This window comes from Variovorax atrisoli 110B, assembly GCF_000382045.1.
Taxonomy (GTDB): Bacteria; Pseudomonadota; Gammaproteobacteria; order Burkholderiales; family Burkholderiaceae_C; genus Variovorax; species Variovorax atrisoli.
The window spans coordinates 238,628-253,569 of sequence record NZ_KB907457.1; the positions used below are offsets into that span (position 1 = coordinate 238,628).

Below are 14,942 nucleotides of genomic sequence, written 5' to 3' on the forward strand. Positions count from 1 at the left end.
GATCCGGTCAGCGCGTCGACAGCAGCGAACGCAGCGCGTCGAGCGCCTGGGCCGGCGGCGTGCCGACCAGCGCGGCGCCGCCGGGCTGCGGCGTCCAGCGCACCTGGTCGCCGGCGATCTCCAGCACCGCGACCAGCGCCTTGCCCCGATAGAGCTCGAGCCGCGCCTCCACCGGTGCGGCCAGCGGCTCGTCGGGCGCGGTGGCCGAACGCGCGACGGTGCCGACCAGCGCCGCCAAGCCTTCGACGTCGCCGCGCTCGCGGCGCACGCTCTCGCCGTTGCGCGTAAAGCCCAGGGAAGTCCATCGATCCAGCGCCGAGAAAGGCGCAGCGCTTCGGGGCGCAATGGCCTTGGCTGCCGACGGTGCCGGTGCGGATGGACGCACCGCGCCGGAGGCAGTTGCGTCGGCGTGGTCCTGACGGGCGAGCGCGGGCGCGGAATCCTGGAGCGGCTCGCGATACGCCTGCGCCGCGCCAGGTGCGGGCGCAGGAGCGACGGCCGCCGGCGGCAATGCCGGGGCGGCTGCCGCAGGCGCCCCCGCCGCGTAGGCACGGCGCCGCTGTTCGCCCTCCACCTGCGCTTCGCGACGCTCATCGCGCGCGAGCGGCGCGGGCAGCGGTGCCGGTTCAGCCCTCTCGGCCACGGCCGGAGGCGGCGGAGCCGGTGCGATCGATACGGACGGAGCGGGTGGCGCGACAGGTGCCGGAGCAGGCGGAACAACCAGAGCGCTGGGCGCAGCAGGCGTCGCTTGCAGCAGTGGAGGCACCGGCTCGGCTTTGCGTGCGGCATCCGCGTTCGCCGTATTGGCGGCCTCCTTGGGCGCCCTTTTGGCGGACGAGTCTGCCGACTCGCGCGCAATCCTGGCGCGCTGTTCCGATTCGGGCGTACGTGCTGCGGGCGCTCGTGCGGGAGCCGGCGCCGCTGCGGCAGGCGCTGCCTGCGTCTCTGCCTGCGCCGCGGCAGCCTCTGCTGGAGGCTGGGCCGGCTTCGGTGCTGCTGGTGCTGCCGGTGCTGCTGGTGCTGCCGGTGCTGGCAGCGCTGCAGGTGCTTGTGCCGGCGCAGCCGCTCCCCCCACGCGCGCCTCGCCATCGAGCTGCGCGTCCGGCACGGGATCCTTGTGCCAGAGCACCGTCACGAAAGCCGCCACCAGCACGGTGGCGAAGGCGGCGTTCCACGGCATGCGCGCATGCGGTTCGCCGCCGCCGAAGAGGCGGCGCCACCAGGGCGCGGCACTGGCGTTGTTGGCTGCCGCGCCTGCATCGACGGGAGCAGCGGCCAGGTTGTGCGCCATCTTCAGGATCGCCTCGCGCGTGCGCGGATGCGGCGTGGCCTCGCTGTCCGGCGCGTGGTCGAGCGCGCGGCGCAGCGCCGGGTCGTGCAGGTCGTCGAAGTTGGAGTTGTCGTTGCCGCCGCTCATGCCCGCTTCTCCAGCACCGACAGGTAGCGCTCCATGCAGCCGCGAAGTTTCTGCAGTCCGTAGCGCAGCCTGCTGCGCACGGTCTCGAAGCCGATCTCCAGGCTCGTGGCCAGCGCCTCGACGGTGAGGCCGTCTTCATGGTGCAGCAGGAACGCGGCGCGCTGCTCGGCCGGGAGTTCGTCCAGGCAGGCGAGCAGGCGGCGGCCCGCGGCGCGCCAGAACGCGAGTTCCTCGGCCGAAGGATGCGAGGCCGCGTCACCCGCTGCGCCGCGCACGCCGTGCTCGAGCGTGGGCACGGGGCTGTCGTCGTCCGCGTGCGATTCGAGCGCCACTTCGCGCCCGCTCACGCGCAGGCGGTCCATCGCCAGGTTGTGCGCGATGGTGAAGGCCCAGGTGCGCCATGCCGCGCCCTGCGGCGAGAAGCTCTCGCGCGCGGAGATGATCCGCACCCAGGTGTCCTGGAACACCTCGTCGGCCTGCGCCGCGAGCCGCGCGCCGAGCAGACGCTTGACGAAGCGGAACAGCCCGCCCTCGTGGCGCGCGTAGAGCACGTCGAACGCGGCGGCGTCGCCCTGCGCGTAGGCCAGCATCAACTGATCGTCGGGCATGGCGTCTCGCTCGGGGGCGTTCTTGGCTGAAGGGGCGCGGGGGAGCGCGGACATCGGAGGATTTTCACCCGAGCTTGTACGGGCCAAGAGGCGCATCGGGGTTCGGGACGGGAAAAACACGACGAGCAGCATCGTCGGCCACCTGCACCACAGGCGGCGGGCCGAAAGCCTTGCGCGGAGGATCTAGCGGAAGAATTGGGCCGGTTGCCTTCGGGTGGTTGAGCGGCCGCAAAAGTCTGGGCTATAATCGCAGGCTCGGTGAGCAACTCACTGAAAGGCTCTTTAGCTCAGTCGGTTAGAGCGATGGAATCATAATCCACAGGTCCGCGGTTCGAGTCCGTGAAGAGCCACCAAAACAACCGAAAAAGCCTTGCAGGTCAACGACTTGCAAGGCTTTTTTCTTTGCGGCGCGGCACTGGCCGATAATCCCCGGAGATGCCTGCGACGCCTTTCCGCTCCCTGCCCAGCCGCCCCGGCTCGGCATTGCCGCGGCCGGGTGTGGGGCTGGTCCGCCTAGCGCTGCTGTGGTTCGCGCTCTCGCTGGGCGTCGCCATGGCCTCACCGCTCGTGCATCCGCAGACGGTGGAGCTGGTCTGCTCCAACGCCGGGTCGGTCAAGGCCATCGTCCATGGCGACGACGGCGTACAGGAGATGGGCGCGGGCCACATGGACTGCCCGCTGTGCGTGCTCAGCGGCGCCCCGCCCGCGACCACGCCCACCGTCGAATTGCCGGCGTTCGCGCCGCTGGCCCGTGTGGTGCGGCCGGTTCCGTCGGCGCATGTCGCAGCTGCCGCCACCGCGCCGCTGCCGGCCCGCGGGCCTCCCTCGCTCGTCTGAGGCTTCTTCCCCAGTCTTCGCGCGCGTGATGCCGGCCTCCCGACGAGGCCCGTCTCTCATACGCCGCGCGCGTTCCTGCAACGAATCCATCGGCGCCTCCTGCAGGCGCCGGAGCGAGTCCATCCAATGACCAGAAACGAATCCCACCCTCCGACGCGGCGGCGCCTGCTGCTCTGCGCGGGAGGCCTCGCAGCCGTCGCGAGCCTTGCGGGCTGCGACAGGCTGCTGCCCGAGCGCTTCAACGGCGTCGACATCACCGGCGCCAACTACGCGCAGGACTTCCGCCTGACCGACGCCGACGGCCGCGAGCGCACGCTGGCCGACTTCAAGGGCAAGGCCGTGATGATGTTCTTCGGCTTCACCCAGTGCCCCGACGTCTGCCCCACCGCCCTCGTGCGCGCGGCAGAGATCAGGAAGATGCTCGGCGCCGACGGCGATCGCCTGCAGGTGATCTTCGTCACCGTCGACCCCGAGCGCGATTCGCCCGTCGTGCTCAAGGCCTACACCCAGGCCTTCGACCCGAGCTTCATCGGCCTGTACGGCGACATGCAGCGCACCAGCCAGACGGCGAAGGACTTCAAGGTGTTCTATCGGAAGGTGCCCACCGGCTCCTCCTACACCATGGACCATTCGGCCTTCAGCTATGTGTTCGACCCCAAGGGCAAGATCCGCATCGTGCTGCGCCACGAGCAGAGCGCGCAGGAATGCGCCGACGACCTGCGCAGGCTCCTGCGGGCCTGACTTCCATCATTCGAATCCAAGGAGATAAAGACCATGACCATGAAGAACCGCATTGCACACATCCTCGCCATCACAAGCGCCGCGCTGCTCACCGCGCATGCCGCGAACGCGCAGGTCACCGTGAAGGACGCATGGGTGCGCGCCACCGTGCCGCAGCAGAAGGCCACCGGCGCGTTCATGCAGATCAGCGCCGCGAAAGACACGAAGCTGGTCTCGGCCAGCTCGCCCGTCACCCCCGTGGTGGAGGTGCACGAGATGGCCATGCAGGACAACGTGATGCGCATGCGCCAGATCCCCGCGCTCGATCTGCCCGCCGGCAAGACCGTCGAGCTCAAGCCCGGCGGCTATCACGTGATGCTGCTCGACCTCAAGCAGCAGGTGAAGGAAGGCGACACCGTGCCGCTCACGCTGGTGTTCGAAGGCAAGGACGGCCAGCGCGAATCGGTCGAGGTGAAGGCGCCTGTGCGGGCGCTGAATGCGTCGGCGCAGCCTGCCGGGCACGGCAGCCACAAGCACTGAGCGGCGCGAACCGGCCACCCCTGCACCACGGAGACTGGCCGGAGGGACTACCCTGTTTCGGTGATGGCGCCTACCCCTGGGACACAGAAGAATGTTGACAAATATTCACAATTCATCCCCTCCCCGGCCGGCCCTTTCGTGGAACGGATCGCGCGGGGGCTCGTGAGGTTGTCCGGGGAGCAGGAGGGCGTTCGCGCCGATCCTGCTCCGGCTGGGTGACTCCGGGCGGCATCGACGGCCGAGGGAGGTGTACACAGGGGTTGTTCCGTGCCGCTCAGTTACCTCCTCCATCTGGAGAATGCTCGCCTGCCCATGCACGTGACCGACGCGCGGGACGTGCGTCGGGTTTCGGTCCTGAAGGCGACCGGCCTCATCGAGGCCGCCATCGATCCGGCCTACGACACCGCGCAGGGCAGCTACAGGCTCGCGCAGGCCGCGCTGGTGGTCTGCATCACCGACGAGGGGCATGCCGAGATCGAGAGGCTGCGCGGCCGCGAGGGCAGCGGCGCATCGCCGAAGAAGGCATCGAAGTCGAAGCTCGAACCGCTCGACTACCTGCGCGCCATAGAACGTTCGGCCTTCCCCCTTCGCGTGGAAGACCGCCAGGAGATCGGCTGCGTCGAGGCGCTGAAGCAGGCCGGCTTCGTCGATGCCGTCATCAGCCCAGCCCTGGCATGGAAGGATGCCGGCGGCGAGCCGCAGGAGCTGGCGGTCATCAAGCGCATCACGCCCTTCGGACGCGCGCAGCTCGCGCGCGGCGCCACCAGGTGATTTCGCGGCTTTCGGAATTTCGACAGGCCGGCAGCGCTTCTTTCGCCTACATCCGCGCCGTTTCGAGCGCTTCGCACTGGCCTTCGATGCCCGCGTGCAGCATGCCCAGCGATGCGATCAGCAGGCGCTGTATCGACGAGCGATGGGTTTCGTCGAGCAGGGGCTGCGCTGCGTCGCGCCGCCCTTCGTCCCACGCGAGCAGCTGCATCAGCGTGTGCGCGCCGTCGATCACGTCGCGCGCATCGTTGAGGAACGAGGCCCGCCGTCGCTCCTCGTGGTCGAGCCCGTCAACGGGGTTCCATGCGAACGGTTTGAACTCCGCGCTTGTGCTTTGCGCGGTACTTGATGAATCGGCCATGTCGGCCCTCCCTGTCGGTTCGGCTTTGCTGCAACCGCCGCATCCGCTGCTAAACGAAGGCGGCGGCTCGAACGGGTTAGCAGACCGGGAACCGCTAGGCGAAACCGGCAGGGCGCGAGCCCTCCCATCCGAGCCGCCTGAAACGGGAAGCTGGAATAGAAAAGCCGCGAGACCATTGCGGTATGCGGCTCTTCGCCGCGGTTACTTCAGGCTGCTAAACCCGGCCTCGCTCATCGCGAGGCGGTCTGGAATGTAGCCGCCAGCCCTACCCCCGTCAATCGACGCCGAAGCCCCCGCATCCCGAGCGGCTCGCACGAACTTGCACCGGACCGGCACCGCTGCCTATTCAACAGGCAACGTGGCGGGAAGCCACGCCAGTTCTCGCTCCGCTGTCCCGCCTCCACCCACAACTCACAGAGTTGTCCACAGAAAAATCGAACAAGTCACCGAACTGTCAAACAGATGTCGTCGCCACGTAACCTTTGAACTGTTCGCGCAGCTTCGTCTTCAGCAGTTTTCCGGTGGCTGTATGCGGCAGGCTGTCGACGAAGACCACGTCTTCCGGTAGCCACCATTTCGCGACGCGCTCCGCGAGGAATGTGAGCAGTTCCTCGCGCGTGGCTTCCATCCCCGCACGCTTGACCACGATGAGCAGCGGACGCTCCTGCCACTTCGGATGCGCGATGCCGATCACCGCCGCTTCGGCCACCGCGGGGTGCAGGCTCGCGGAGTTCTCGAGGTCGATGGACGAGATCCACTCGCCGCCCGACTTGATGACGTCCTTCGCGCGATCGACGAGCTGCACGTAGCCGTCCTCGTCGATGTTGGCCACGTCGCCCGTCGGAAAGAAGCCCTCGGCATCGAGCACCGATCCGCCCTCGCCCTTGAAGTAACCGCTCGCGATCCACGGACCGCGCACGTGCAGGTGGCCGAAGGCCTTGCCGTCGTGCGGCAGGCGCTGGCCGTCGTCACCGACGATCTTCAGCTCCACGCCCCACACGCCGCGGCCCTGGCGCATCTTCACGCGCAGCTGTTCTTCCTTCGGCATCGACAGGTGCTTGGGCAGCAGGTTGCCGATCACGCCGATGGGGCTGGTCTCGGTCATGCCCCAGCCCTGCACGAAGTCGGCGCCGAAGTCGCGCTCGAAGCGCTCGATCATGCTGCGCGGCGTGGCCGCGCCTCCCACGCCGATGCGCTTGAGGCCGATGGCGCGCGTGTCGATCTCGGGGTGCGCATCGAAGTACTGGAACAGCATCAGCCAGATGGTCGGCACGGCCTGCGAGAAGCCGACCTTCTCGTCGCGCATCAGCTCGTAGAGGCTCTGGCCGTCCATGTGCGGACCGGGCATGACCAGCTTCATGCCGGTCATCGCCGCCGCGTACGGCATGCCCCATGCGTTGGCGTGGAACATCGGCACCGCGAGCAGCAGCGTCATCTGCGAGTTGACGCCGAAGGTGTCGGGCGCGCACTCCATCAGCGAGTGCAGCACGGTCGAGCGATGCGAATACAGCACGCCCTTCGGGTTGCCCGTGGTGCCCGAGGTGTAGCAGAGCGACGACGCGGTGCGCTCGTCGAACTCGGGCCACTCGTACTTCTCGCTCTGCGAACCGACGAGCTCGTCGAAGCACAGCAGGTTGGGCACGTCGACGGGCGGCACGTGCGCGCGGTCGGTCATCGCGATGAAGGCGCGCACCGACTTCAGCGCAGGCGCGAGCTTCTCCACCAGCGGCGCGAAGGTGGTGTCGAAGAACAGCACCTTGTCTTCCGCGTGGTTGACGATGTAGTCGATCTGCTCCGGAAAGAGCCGCGGGTTCACCGTGTGCAGCACCGCGCCCGAGCCCGACACGCCGAAGTACAGCGCGAGGTGCCGCCATGTGTTCCACGCGAGCGTGCCCACGCGGTCTCCGGGCTCGATGCCCAGCGTCTTCAAGGCATTGGCCACCTGCTTGGCACTGCGCTGTATCTGCGCATAGTCGGTGCGATGCACCGGCCCCTCGACGGTGCGGCCCACGATCTCCGCGTGCGGATGGAATGTGGCCGCATAGTCGATGAGCGACGAGATCAGCAGCGGGCGGTCTTGCATCAATCCGAACATGTCTTGTCTCCTGTACGCTGGGCGGATGCTAGGCAGGGGCCACGCCGCGCGGCATCGTCGGAACGGACGATTGAGCGCATCCGAGGGTTGCCCCTAGCATCCCCCCAAGAGGACTTTGGAATGAACGTTCAGGACGCCATCGCCACCCGCCGCTCGGTGCGCGAGTTTCTCGACACGCCCGTCTCCGGCGACGTCATCCGCCGTGTGATCGAACAGGCGCTGCGCGCACCTTCGGGCGGCAACCTGCAGCCCTGGCACCTGCACGTGGTGGGCGGCGAGAAGCTCGCCGAGCTCAAGGCCATCATGCGCACGCGCGTGAAGGAAGCGCCCGCCGGCGAAGGCAGCGAGTACGACATCTACCCGCGCGAACTGGTCGCGCCCTACCGCGACCGCCGCTTCGCCGTCGGCGAGGCGATGTACGCGCGCCTGGGCATTCCGCGCGAGGACAAGGCCGCGCGCCGCGAATGGTTCGCGCGCAACTACCAGTTCTTCGGCGCGCCGCTCGCGCTCTTCTGCAGCGTCGACCGCCGCATGGGCCCCCCGCAATGGTCCGACCTGGGCATGCTGCTGCAGAACGTGATGCTGCTGCTGCGCGCCGAGGGCCTGGACAGCTGCCCGCAGGAATGCTGGGCGATCTACCCGCAGACCATCGGCAGCTTCATCGGCCTGCCGCCCGAGCGCATGCTCTTCACCGGCATGGCCATCGGCTACGCCGACCGCAGCCGGCCGCTCGATGGGCTGGTGACCGAGCGTGCGGCGCTGTCGGAGGTGGCGGAGTTCGTGGGGATCTGAGCGCGCCGTTCTTCGAGCAAAGGGTGCTCAGGATCTCTTCAGGCGAGGCGGACAGAATCCGCACGGCCGTGCTCGCGAGAAATCGCACGGGCACGAGAAGAGACCGAAGAATCGCCTCGCCCGGCAAGGAGAGACCCGATGCGCGAACAAGAAGAGTCCTACTGGTTCCCCGCCAAGCGCTACGGCTGGGGCTGGGGCCTCCCTCACCGCTGGCAGGGCTGGGTCGTCCTCGCCATCTACGCCGCGCTGGTGCTGACCGCGGTGTATGCCCTTCATCCCGAACACGAACCGCTGCGCTTCTTGCTCGGCATCGCGATTCCGACCGTGGCGCTGGTCGCGGTCTGCTGGCTCAAGGGTGAGCCCGCGCGCTGGCGCTGGGGCGAGGACGGCAGCAGCGAAGACAAGTAACCGCCAGCGGCCATCCGGCGCGCAAAATGGCTGAGCCATGCCTCACGACCGCACGCTCCTCTATGCCGGACAAGATTTCACGGTGGAGCACCTGCGCTCGCATGCGAAGGACGAGCTTGGCTGGAGCGGCCCCTACACGATCGAATCGCGCCGCATCATCTTCCCCGCAGGTCGTACGGTGCTCGACGTGCGTTGGGGCGACAGCACCTGGCAGGTCGACGCACTGACCGCCATGCATCTGGTCGATGCCATGATCTATCAGCTGCGCCCAGTGGTGCGCGCAGTTAGGCAAAGCGTCGTGGTCAGCCGGCACCGGCCGGCACGTACCGACTCAACGCCTGCGTTCCGCCGGCTCTCGCCGAAGTCGCTGTACCGGGTTCACCTGGCGCAACGCCAACTGCGCAGGGGCGACGGCGGAGCAACGGCCATCGCATCGCTGGTCGCCGAACTCGAGACATCGCACCAGCAGATGCCGCTGACCAGCGCGGTCGCGAGCGCCAAGCAGCTGCTTGCGGAAACCGCCGATCGCGAGGCACGGCTTTCATTGCGCGAACTTGCCGACGCAGTCTCGCGCTCCCCCTTTCACCTTGCACGCAGCTTCCGCCTGCAGACGGGCCTGAGCCTTCACCAATACCGCCAGCACCTGCGCATCGCCTCTGCCCTGGAGCGCCTGGCCGATGGCGACACCGACCTCGCAGGCATCGCACACGACCTCGGCTACTGCAGCCAGAGCCACCTGGGCGCGGTATTCAGGCGCGACGTGGGCGTGACGCTGGGCGAAGCCCGGCGCGCTCTGGCCTGACGGCCGGCGCACGAATTTGATAGCCGCCAGCGGGTGCGGTCGCGAGACTCGCCGCCATGCTGGATCGCAACCTCCTCACTGGCCTGCTTGCCGCGCTGGCCGCCTCCTTCATCGGCAGCGCACGGCAGCTCGTGTCGCGGCACGGCGTGACCACCACGCTCGGGCCGATCGACCTTGCGCTGCTTCGCTACGGCATTCCTGCACTGCTGCTCATGCCGCTGTGGTTCGGCCGCGAGCGCATCGCCCCGAAGGCATCGCTGCCCGTGCTCGCGGTGCTCGTCGCCGGCGGTGGACTGCCATTCGGCCTGCTGGTGCTCGCGGGTGCGCAATGGGCACCCGCGAGCCACATGGGCATCTTCATGGCGGGCAGCCTGCCGCTGTTCACGGCCATCGGCGCATGGCTGCACAAGCGGCAGAGGATCGAAGGCATCAGGCTCGCCGGACTGGCCTGCATCGCGATCGGCATGGCGCTGTTCGCGGCAGACAGCTTTCGCGGCGGCACCAGCTCGACCGGCTGGCGCGGCGACCTGCTCTTCCTCGCCGCGGCCATGCTGTGGGCCGCGCACTCGCTCGCGTTCGCGCACTGCGGACTCACGCCATGGCAGGGCGCGGCATTCGTGAACGGCTGGTCGACGCTGCTCTTGTCGATGCTCGTGCTGCCCTTCGCCGGCGTGCCGAAGCTGCTGGCAGCCCCGTGGCCCGACGTCGCGCTGCAGGCCACGACGCAGGGCGTGGTCGCCGGCCTTCTCGGGCTGGTGGTCTACATGGTCGCCGTCGCGCGGCTGGGCGCGCCGCGTGCGTCGCTGTCGGCGGCGCTGGTACCGGTGTTGACGACGCTGGGCGCCGCGGCCTGGATGAACGAGCCCGTCACTGGGGCGGCGTTGGCGGCACTGTCGCTGGTGGTGCCGGGAATCGTGCTGGCGAGCGGCGCGGCAAGGTGGAGTCCGAAGCGGGGAGCGCACGCTGCGGGTTAGCGGCTCGGGGTCGCGGGCAGAATGCGGCAGATCGTCAGGGATGCCCGCGCAATGAAAAAGCTCTTCGCTCTTGCCGCCTCGCTCGTTTTCGCAGCCGCTTCCTGCTGGGCGCAGGAACGCAGCACGGTCCGTGTGCCCACGCCGTTCGCCGAGGGCGGTGCACCGGTCACGCTGGAGATGGTGATCTACAAGCCCGGAGGCTCCGGCCCCTTTCCGACCGTGGTGTTCAACCACGGCTCCACTGGCATCGGCAACAACCCGGCGCTCTTCAAGGAAACCTGGGCACCCGAGCGCCTCGCCGGATGGTTCACCCAGCGCGGTTGGCTGGTCGCATTTCCGCAGCGCCGCGGGCGCGGCCAGTCGGACGGGCTCTACGACGAGGGCTTCACACCGAAGCGCGAGCACTACAGCTGCGATCCGGGCCTGTCATTGGCCGGCTTCGAGCACGCACTTGCGGACATCGACGCAGCCGTCGCTTGGCTGCAGGCGAATCCGGACGTGGACACCCGGCGCATGGAGATCGCCGGCCATTCGCGCGGCGGGATTCTCGCCATCGCCTATGCCGGCACCCGGCCGGGCGTGTTCCGTGGTGCGATCAACTTCGTCGGCGGATGGATGAGCGACCAGTGCCCCAACAGATCGGCCGACGCGATCAATCCCGTGAGCTTCAGGCGTGGCGCGGCGTTTACCCGCCCCACGCTCTGGCTGTACGGCGAGAAGGACAGTTTCTACGCGATCGCCCACAGCCGGATGAATTTCGAAGCGTTCACGGCCGCGGGGGGTCAGGGCAGCTTCGAGGTCTACACGCTGGCTCCCGGCGTGAACGGCCACATGCTGATCGTGCGACAGGACCTGTGGGGGCCGGCGGTCGAAACCTACCTGGGGCAATGAGCGCCATGATCTCCGCCTGAACCCACCCCATGCCACGCACCCTCTACTGCTGGCGCTGCCAGACCGACATGCCGATGCTCACGGAGGAAGAGTGGCAGGTTGCGCATCCCATGAGCTACATCGCGCAGATGAATCGATACCGCGAGGAAACCGGCTGCAGCCTCGCCGAAGCCCGGGAGCGCGGCCTCGGCTACCTGACGGTGGCGGCGTACGAACGCATCACGGGCTTCAGGGAAACCAATCCGAATGCGATCCTGCATCACCGCCTGAGCCTCTACGGCCCACCGTGCCACGTACGCGACACGCCGCTTCGTACGCCTGCGGCCCGCTACTGTGCAAGATGCAACGCCGAGCGCGTCGATGCCGACGCCGGTGGATGAAGCTCCCCGCGCACATCCCGCCAGCCGAATCGCTCAGGCCGCAGCAATCACCCGATCCCGCCCCATCGCCTTGGCGCGGTAGAGCGCCGCATCCGCCAGCGCCAGCATGTCGTCGATGCTGGAGCCGCCTGCGCTGCTCGCGCCGGCCGCCACGCCGATGCTCACGGCCATCGAGCCGACGACAGCCATGCTCGAGTCCGCCGGGAAGGGCTCGCCGATGGCGTGCCTCAGGCGCGCCGCGATCGCCATCGCCTCGGACTGGCCGGCCTCGGGCAGCAGCACGACGAACTCCTCGCCGCCATAGCGGCCGAGAACGCCCTTGTCGCCGATGGCGCGCTGCATGCGGCGCACCGCCTCGCGCAGCACGGCGTCGCCCATCTGGTGGCCGAAGCGGTCGTTGATGTCCTTGAAGTGGTCCAGGTCCACCATCAGCAGCGCGCCGCCGCGCTCGCCCGAGGAGAAGGCGCGCTCGCTGGCCTCGAGCACGGCGCGGCGGTTGAGCGCGCCGGTCAGCGGGTCGCGCGTGGCGAGGTATTCGAACTCGGTGTGCACGCGGTCTGTGGCCATCAGGATGACGGCGATGGACAGCAGCAGCACGGTGAACGAGTACATGCTGATATAGATCGACTGGATCCACGAGCCCTCCATGAGCCCGTTGCCCGCCATCCCGGCCACAACCGACACGAAGCGAAGCGCCGCCACCAGCGCCTGCGCCAGCAGCAGCCCGGTCATCAGCCGCTTGCCGAACACTTCGCCCGCATGCCGCATGTAGAGCTGCGCGTGCCGGAAGAACAGCGCCGCCACCGCCAGGGTGACGAACAGCAGGCGCATCTCGAAGTCGGGCTTCACGATGCCGAACCAGAACAGCGCCGCCGTCAGGACGCAGTTCAGCACCGTCCAGCTGCGGGTGTCGCTGCGGCCGAACAGGAATTTCTGGCTGCCGGCGTAGTACAGGATGCAGGCCTGGTACAGCACGAAGTTGGCGACCACGATCGTGAGGAAGTCGGGAAAGTACCCGCGCGCCGCGAAGAGCATGGTGCTCACGAACGCGACCAGCGGGGCCTTCGCCCAGTCGCCCAGCCCCTGGATGGTGCGCGGATAGCTGCGCTGCATGAAGAAGACCACGAGGGCCATCATGACACCCATCACTCCCGCAAGCAGGATGATGGAACGGGGATCGAGGATGGATGGCGAGGCGCCCATGGACCCCGATTATGTTGGCATCGGCATTCCCCGCCCCGCAGGCGGCCTCCCGCGCCTGGCCTGCCGACGCGTCAAAGCCGCTCGACGATGGTCACGTTGGCCATGCCGCCGCCCTCGCACATGGTCTGCAGGCCGTAGCGCTTGCCGCGCTGGCCGAGCGCATGCACGAGCGTGGTCATGAGCTTGGTGCCCGACGCGCCCAGCGGATGGCCCAGCGCGATCGCGCCGCCGTTCACGTTGAGCCGCGCCGGGTCGGCGTCCAGCGTCTGCAGCCAGGCCAGCGGCACCGGCGCGAAGGCTTCGTTGACCTCGTACAGGTCGATGTCGGAGATCTTCATGCCCGCCTTCTTCAGCGCGCGCTGCGTGGCCGGCAGCGGGGCCTCCAGCATGATCACCGGGTCGTGCCCCATCACGCTCATGTGATGGATGCGCGCGAGCGGCTCCACGCCCAGCGTCTTCAGGCCGCGCTCGTTCACCACCATCAGGCCGCTGGCGCCGTCGCAGATCTGGCTGGCGGTGGCCGCGGTGCAGCGCCCGCCCTCGGCGATGAGCTTCACGGCCGCGATGCTCTCCAGCGTGGCGTCGAAGCGGATGCCTTCGTCCACAGTGTGCTGCTCGCCGGGCTCGGTTCCGTCGGCCATGCGCACCGACACGGGCACGATCTCCTGCTCGAAATGGCCGGCCCTGGTGGCGGCGATGGCGCGCCGGTGGCTTTCCAGCGCATAGCGGTCGAGCTCGTCCTTCTCGATGCCGTAGTTCCTCGCGATCATCTCGGCGCCGGTGAACTGGCTGAACTGCACGTCGGGGTAGCGCTTGGCCATGAGCGGGCTCACGTAGAAGCCCAGCCCGTTCTTCAGCGGCAGCGTGACGGGCATGCCCATGGGCACGCGCGTCATGCTCTCCACCCCGGCGGCGATCACGATGTCCATGGTGCCCGACATCACGGCCTGCGCCGCGAAGTGCAGCGCCTGCTGCGACGAACCGCACTGCCGGTCGACCGAGGTGGCCGGCACCGACTCGGGCAGCTTCGAGGCCAGCACCGCGTTGCGCGCGATGTTGGAAGACTGCTCGCCGGCCTGGTCGACGCAGCCCATGATGACGTCTTCGACCAGCGCCGGGTCGGCGCCGGTGCGGTCCACCAGCGCGTTCAGCACCTGTGCTGCGAGATCGGCCGGGTGCCAGCCGGCGAGGCGGCCGTTGCGGCGGCCGCCGGCGGTGCGGGCGGCGGCGACGATGAAGGCTTCGGGCATGGGAGTTCTCCTGTGTTTCTGTCTATCTGTGCGGGTTCGGGTGGCGTGTCAGCGCGGCGCCATGCGGATGGCCCCGTCGAGCCGCACGCTCTCGCCGTTGAAGTAGCCGTTGGTGATCATCAGTTCGGCCAGCGTCGCGTATTCCGCCGGGTTGCCCAGCCGCTTCGGGAACGGCACCGAGGCCGCCAGCGCGGCCTTCACGTTGTCGGGCGCGCCCTGCAGCAGCGGCGTGTCGAAGATGCCCGGCAGGATGGTGTTGACGCGGATGCCCTCGCTCATGAGGTCGCGCGCGATGGGCAGCGTCATGCCGACGATGCCGGCCTTCGAGGCCGTGTAGGCCGCCTGGCCCATCTGCCCGTCCTGCGCGGCCACCGAGGCGGTGTTGACGATGGCGCCGCGCTCGCCGTCTTCCAGCATGTCGAGCGTGAGCATGCCGGCGGCCGACTTGGCGATGCAGCGGAAGGTGCCCACCAGATTGATCTGGATGATGCGGTCGAAATTCGCGAGCGGAAAGTGCTTGATCTCCCCGGTGGCCTTGTCGCGGCTCGCGGTCTTCACCGCGTTGCCGGTGCCGGCGCAGTTGACGAGCACGCGCTCCTGGCCGTGCGCCGCGCGGGCCTTGGCGAAGGCGGCGTCCACCTGTTCCTCCGACGTGACGTCGACCTTGCAGAAGATGCCGCCGAGTTCCTTGGCCAGCGCCTCGCCCTGCTCGGCGTTGAGGTCGAAGAGCGCGACTTTCACGCCGTGGCCCGCGAGCCGGCGCGCGGTGGCGGCGCCCAGGCCCGAGGCGCCGCCGGTGACCACGGCGGCAATGCTGGAATCGAGTTGCATCTGCTGGAGTCCTCGAGGTGTCTTGAACGGTTTGTCCCCGTCCAGTTTAGGAAGCAGAATCGGCC

Annotated in this window: 17 protein-coding genes and 1 tRNA gene; 11 read left to right on the top strand and 7 right to left on the bottom strand. The window is 68.5% G+C overall.

What is annotated here, in order from left to right:
- Positions 1 to 7 precede the first annotated feature (7 nt).
- Together G369_RS39530 and G369_RS0122510 are read right to left on the bottom strand one after the other, a co-directional pair.
- Positions 8 to 1,417 carry a hypothetical protein gene (locus G369_RS39530; protein ID WP_019656300.1) on the bottom strand — a complete coding sequence of 470 codons (1,410 nt, stop codon included), beginning with the start codon at positions 1,415 to 1,417 and terminating at the stop codon, positions 8 to 10.
- Complete coding sequence (locus G369_RS0122510) at positions 1,414 to 2,079, bottom strand: sigma-70 family RNA polymerase sigma factor (protein WP_026346547.1); 666 nt, start codon at positions 2,077 to 2,079, stop codon at positions 1,414 to 1,416. The genes G369_RS39530 and G369_RS0122510 overlap by 4 nt, the downstream gene beginning before the upstream one ends.
- Positions 2,080 to 2,301: 222 nt before the next feature.
- Between G369_RS0122510 and G369_RS0122515 the strand changes: the two genes are divergently transcribed.
- From G369_RS0122515 to G369_RS0122535, 5 genes are all read left to right on the top strand, one after another.
- A tRNA-Met gene (locus G369_RS0122515) sits at positions 2,302 to 2,378 on the top strand.
- An 82-nt stretch (positions 2,379 to 2,460) separates the two neighbouring features.
- Positions 2,461 to 2,862: a DUF2946 family protein gene (locus tag G369_RS0122520; protein ID WP_157773759.1), complete on the top strand. Its 402-nt coding sequence runs from the start codon at positions 2,461 to 2,463 to the stop codon at positions 2,860 to 2,862.
- Positions 2,863 to 2,988: 126 nt separating this feature from the next.
- Complete coding sequence (locus G369_RS0122525; protein ID WP_019656303.1) at positions 2,989 to 3,603, top strand: SCO family protein; 615 nt, start codon at positions 2,989 to 2,991, stop codon at positions 3,601 to 3,603.
- Positions 3,604 to 3,642: 39 nt separating this feature from the next.
- Entirely contained in the window at positions 3,643 to 4,122 is a 480-nt protein-coding gene (locus tag G369_RS0122530) for a copper chaperone PCu(A)C (RefSeq protein WP_026346548.1), read from the top strand.
- Between the two features lie 312 nt (positions 4,123 to 4,434).
- On the top strand, positions 4,435 to 4,893 hold the full coding sequence (locus G369_RS0122535; RefSeq protein WP_019656305.1) for a hypothetical protein: 459 nt from the start codon (positions 4,435 to 4,437) through the stop codon (positions 4,891 to 4,893).
- Positions 4,894 to 4,939: 46 nt separating this feature from the next.
- On the opposite strand, the gene G369_RS0122540 is transcribed toward G369_RS0122535, so the two are convergent.
- Positions 4,940 to 5,251 carry a hypothetical protein gene (locus G369_RS0122540; RefSeq protein WP_020723219.1) on the bottom strand — a complete coding sequence of 104 codons (312 nt, stop codon included), beginning with the start codon at positions 5,249 to 5,251 and terminating at the stop codon, positions 4,940 to 4,942.
- A gap of 454 nt (positions 5,252 to 5,705) precedes the next feature.
- Complete coding sequence (locus tag G369_RS0122545; protein WP_019656307.1) at positions 5,706 to 7,346, bottom strand: long-chain-fatty-acid--CoA ligase; 1,641 nt, start codon at positions 7,344 to 7,346, stop codon at positions 5,706 to 5,708.
- 120 nt (positions 7,347 to 7,466) lie between these two features.
- Here G369_RS0122545 and G369_RS0122550 point away from each other — a divergent pair, with 120 nt between their 5' ends.
- The 6 genes from G369_RS0122550 to G369_RS0122575 all read left to right on the top strand — a co-directional run bounded on the left by G369_RS0122550 (position 7,467) and on the right by G369_RS0122575 (position 11,593).
- Positions 7,467 to 8,138, top strand: a complete 672-nt coding sequence (locus G369_RS0122550; protein WP_019656308.1) for a nitroreductase — start codon at positions 7,467 to 7,469, stop codon at positions 8,136 to 8,138.
- A 138-nt stretch (positions 8,139 to 8,276) separates the two neighbouring features.
- Complete coding sequence (locus G369_RS0122555; protein WP_019656309.1) at positions 8,277 to 8,546, top strand: hypothetical protein; 270 nt, start codon at positions 8,277 to 8,279, stop codon at positions 8,544 to 8,546.
- Positions 8,547 to 8,583: 37 nt separating this feature from the next.
- A complete protein-coding gene (locus tag G369_RS0122560; RefSeq protein ID WP_019656310.1) occupies positions 8,584 to 9,348 on the top strand; it encodes a helix-turn-helix domain-containing protein in 765 nt (254 codons plus the stop codon).
- A gap of 56 nt (positions 9,349 to 9,404) precedes the next feature.
- Positions 9,405 to 10,322 carry a DMT family transporter gene (locus G369_RS36180; protein WP_019656311.1) on the top strand — a complete coding sequence of 306 codons (918 nt, stop codon included), beginning with the start codon at positions 9,405 to 9,407 and terminating at the stop codon, positions 10,320 to 10,322.
- A 51-nt stretch (positions 10,323 to 10,373) separates the two neighbouring features.
- The gene (locus tag G369_RS0122570; RefSeq protein ID WP_019656312.1) at positions 10,374 to 11,213 is read left to right on the top strand and encodes an alpha/beta hydrolase family protein; all 840 of its coding nucleotides are present in this window, start codon (positions 10,374 to 10,376) and stop codon (positions 11,211 to 11,213) included.
- 29 nt (positions 11,214 to 11,242) lie between these two features.
- Positions 11,243 to 11,593, top strand: a complete 351-nt coding sequence (locus G369_RS0122575; RefSeq protein ID WP_019656313.1) for a hypothetical protein — start codon at positions 11,243 to 11,245, stop codon at positions 11,591 to 11,593.
- A 33-nt stretch (positions 11,594 to 11,626) separates the two neighbouring features.
- On the opposite strand, the gene G369_RS0122580 is transcribed toward G369_RS0122575, so the two are convergent.
- From G369_RS0122580 to G369_RS0122590, 3 genes are all read right to left on the bottom strand, one after another.
- Entirely contained in the window at positions 11,627 to 12,796 is a 1,170-nt protein-coding gene (locus G369_RS0122580) for a GGDEF domain-containing protein (RefSeq protein ID WP_019656314.1), read from the bottom strand.
- Positions 12,797 to 12,867: 71 nt separating this feature from the next.
- A complete protein-coding gene (locus tag G369_RS0122585) occupies positions 12,868 to 14,046 on the bottom strand; it encodes an acetyl-CoA C-acetyltransferase (protein WP_019656315.1) in 1,179 nt (392 codons plus the stop codon).
- 48 nt (positions 14,047 to 14,094) lie between these two features.
- Positions 14,095 to 14,877 carry an SDR family NAD(P)-dependent oxidoreductase gene (locus G369_RS0122590; protein ID WP_019656316.1) on the bottom strand — a complete coding sequence of 261 codons (783 nt, stop codon included), beginning with the start codon at positions 14,875 to 14,877 and terminating at the stop codon, positions 14,095 to 14,097.
- Positions 14,878 to 14,942: the final 65 nt, after the last annotated feature.

Bases quoted from the DNA above. Each gene is read 5' to 3' on its own strand.
- G369_RS39530 (WP_019656300.1), bottom strand. From the start codon at position 1,417: ATGAGCGGCGGCAACGACAACTCCAACTTCGACGACCTGCACGACCCG.
- G369_RS0122510 (WP_026346547.1), bottom strand. From the start codon at position 2,079: ATGTCCGCGCTCCCCCGCGCCCCTTCAGCCAAGAACGCCCCCGAGCGA.
- G369_RS0122520 (WP_157773759.1), top strand. From the start codon at position 2,461: ATGCCTGCGACGCCTTTCCGCTCCCTGCCCAGCCGCCCCGGCTCGGCA.
- G369_RS0122525 (WP_019656303.1), top strand. From the start codon at position 2,989: ATGACCAGAAACGAATCCCACCCTCCGACGCGGCGGCGCCTGCTGCTC.
- G369_RS0122530 (WP_026346548.1), top strand. From the start codon at position 3,643: ATGAAGAACCGCATTGCACACATCCTCGCCATCACAAGCGCCGCGCTG.
- G369_RS0122535 (WP_019656305.1), top strand. From the start codon at position 4,435: ATGCACGTGACCGACGCGCGGGACGTGCGTCGGGTTTCGGTCCTGAAG.
- G369_RS0122540 (WP_020723219.1), bottom strand. From the start codon at position 5,251: ATGGCCGATTCATCAAGTACCGCGCAAAGCACAAGCGCGGAGTTCAAA.
- G369_RS0122545 (WP_019656307.1), bottom strand. From the start codon at position 7,346: ATGTTCGGATTGATGCAAGACCGCCCGCTGCTGATCTCGTCGCTCATC.
- G369_RS0122550 (WP_019656308.1), top strand. From the start codon at position 7,467: ATGAACGTTCAGGACGCCATCGCCACCCGCCGCTCGGTGCGCGAGTTT.
- G369_RS0122555 (WP_019656309.1), top strand. From the start codon at position 8,277: ATGCGCGAACAAGAAGAGTCCTACTGGTTCCCCGCCAAGCGCTACGGC.
- G369_RS0122560 (WP_019656310.1), top strand. From the start codon at position 8,584: ATGCCTCACGACCGCACGCTCCTCTATGCCGGACAAGATTTCACGGTG.
- G369_RS36180 (WP_019656311.1), top strand. From the start codon at position 9,405: ATGCTGGATCGCAACCTCCTCACTGGCCTGCTTGCCGCGCTGGCCGCC.
- G369_RS0122570 (WP_019656312.1), top strand. From the start codon at position 10,374: ATGAAAAAGCTCTTCGCTCTTGCCGCCTCGCTCGTTTTCGCAGCCGCT.
- G369_RS0122575 (WP_019656313.1), top strand. From the start codon at position 11,243: ATGCCACGCACCCTCTACTGCTGGCGCTGCCAGACCGACATGCCGATG.
- G369_RS0122580 (WP_019656314.1), bottom strand. From the start codon at position 12,796: ATGGGCGCCTCGCCATCCATCCTCGATCCCCGTTCCATCATCCTGCTT.
- G369_RS0122585 (WP_019656315.1), bottom strand. From the start codon at position 14,046: ATGCCCGAAGCCTTCATCGTCGCCGCCGCCCGCACCGCCGGCGGCCGC.
- G369_RS0122590 (WP_019656316.1), bottom strand. From the start codon at position 14,877: ATGCAACTCGATTCCAGCATTGCCGCCGTGGTCACCGGCGGCGCCTCG.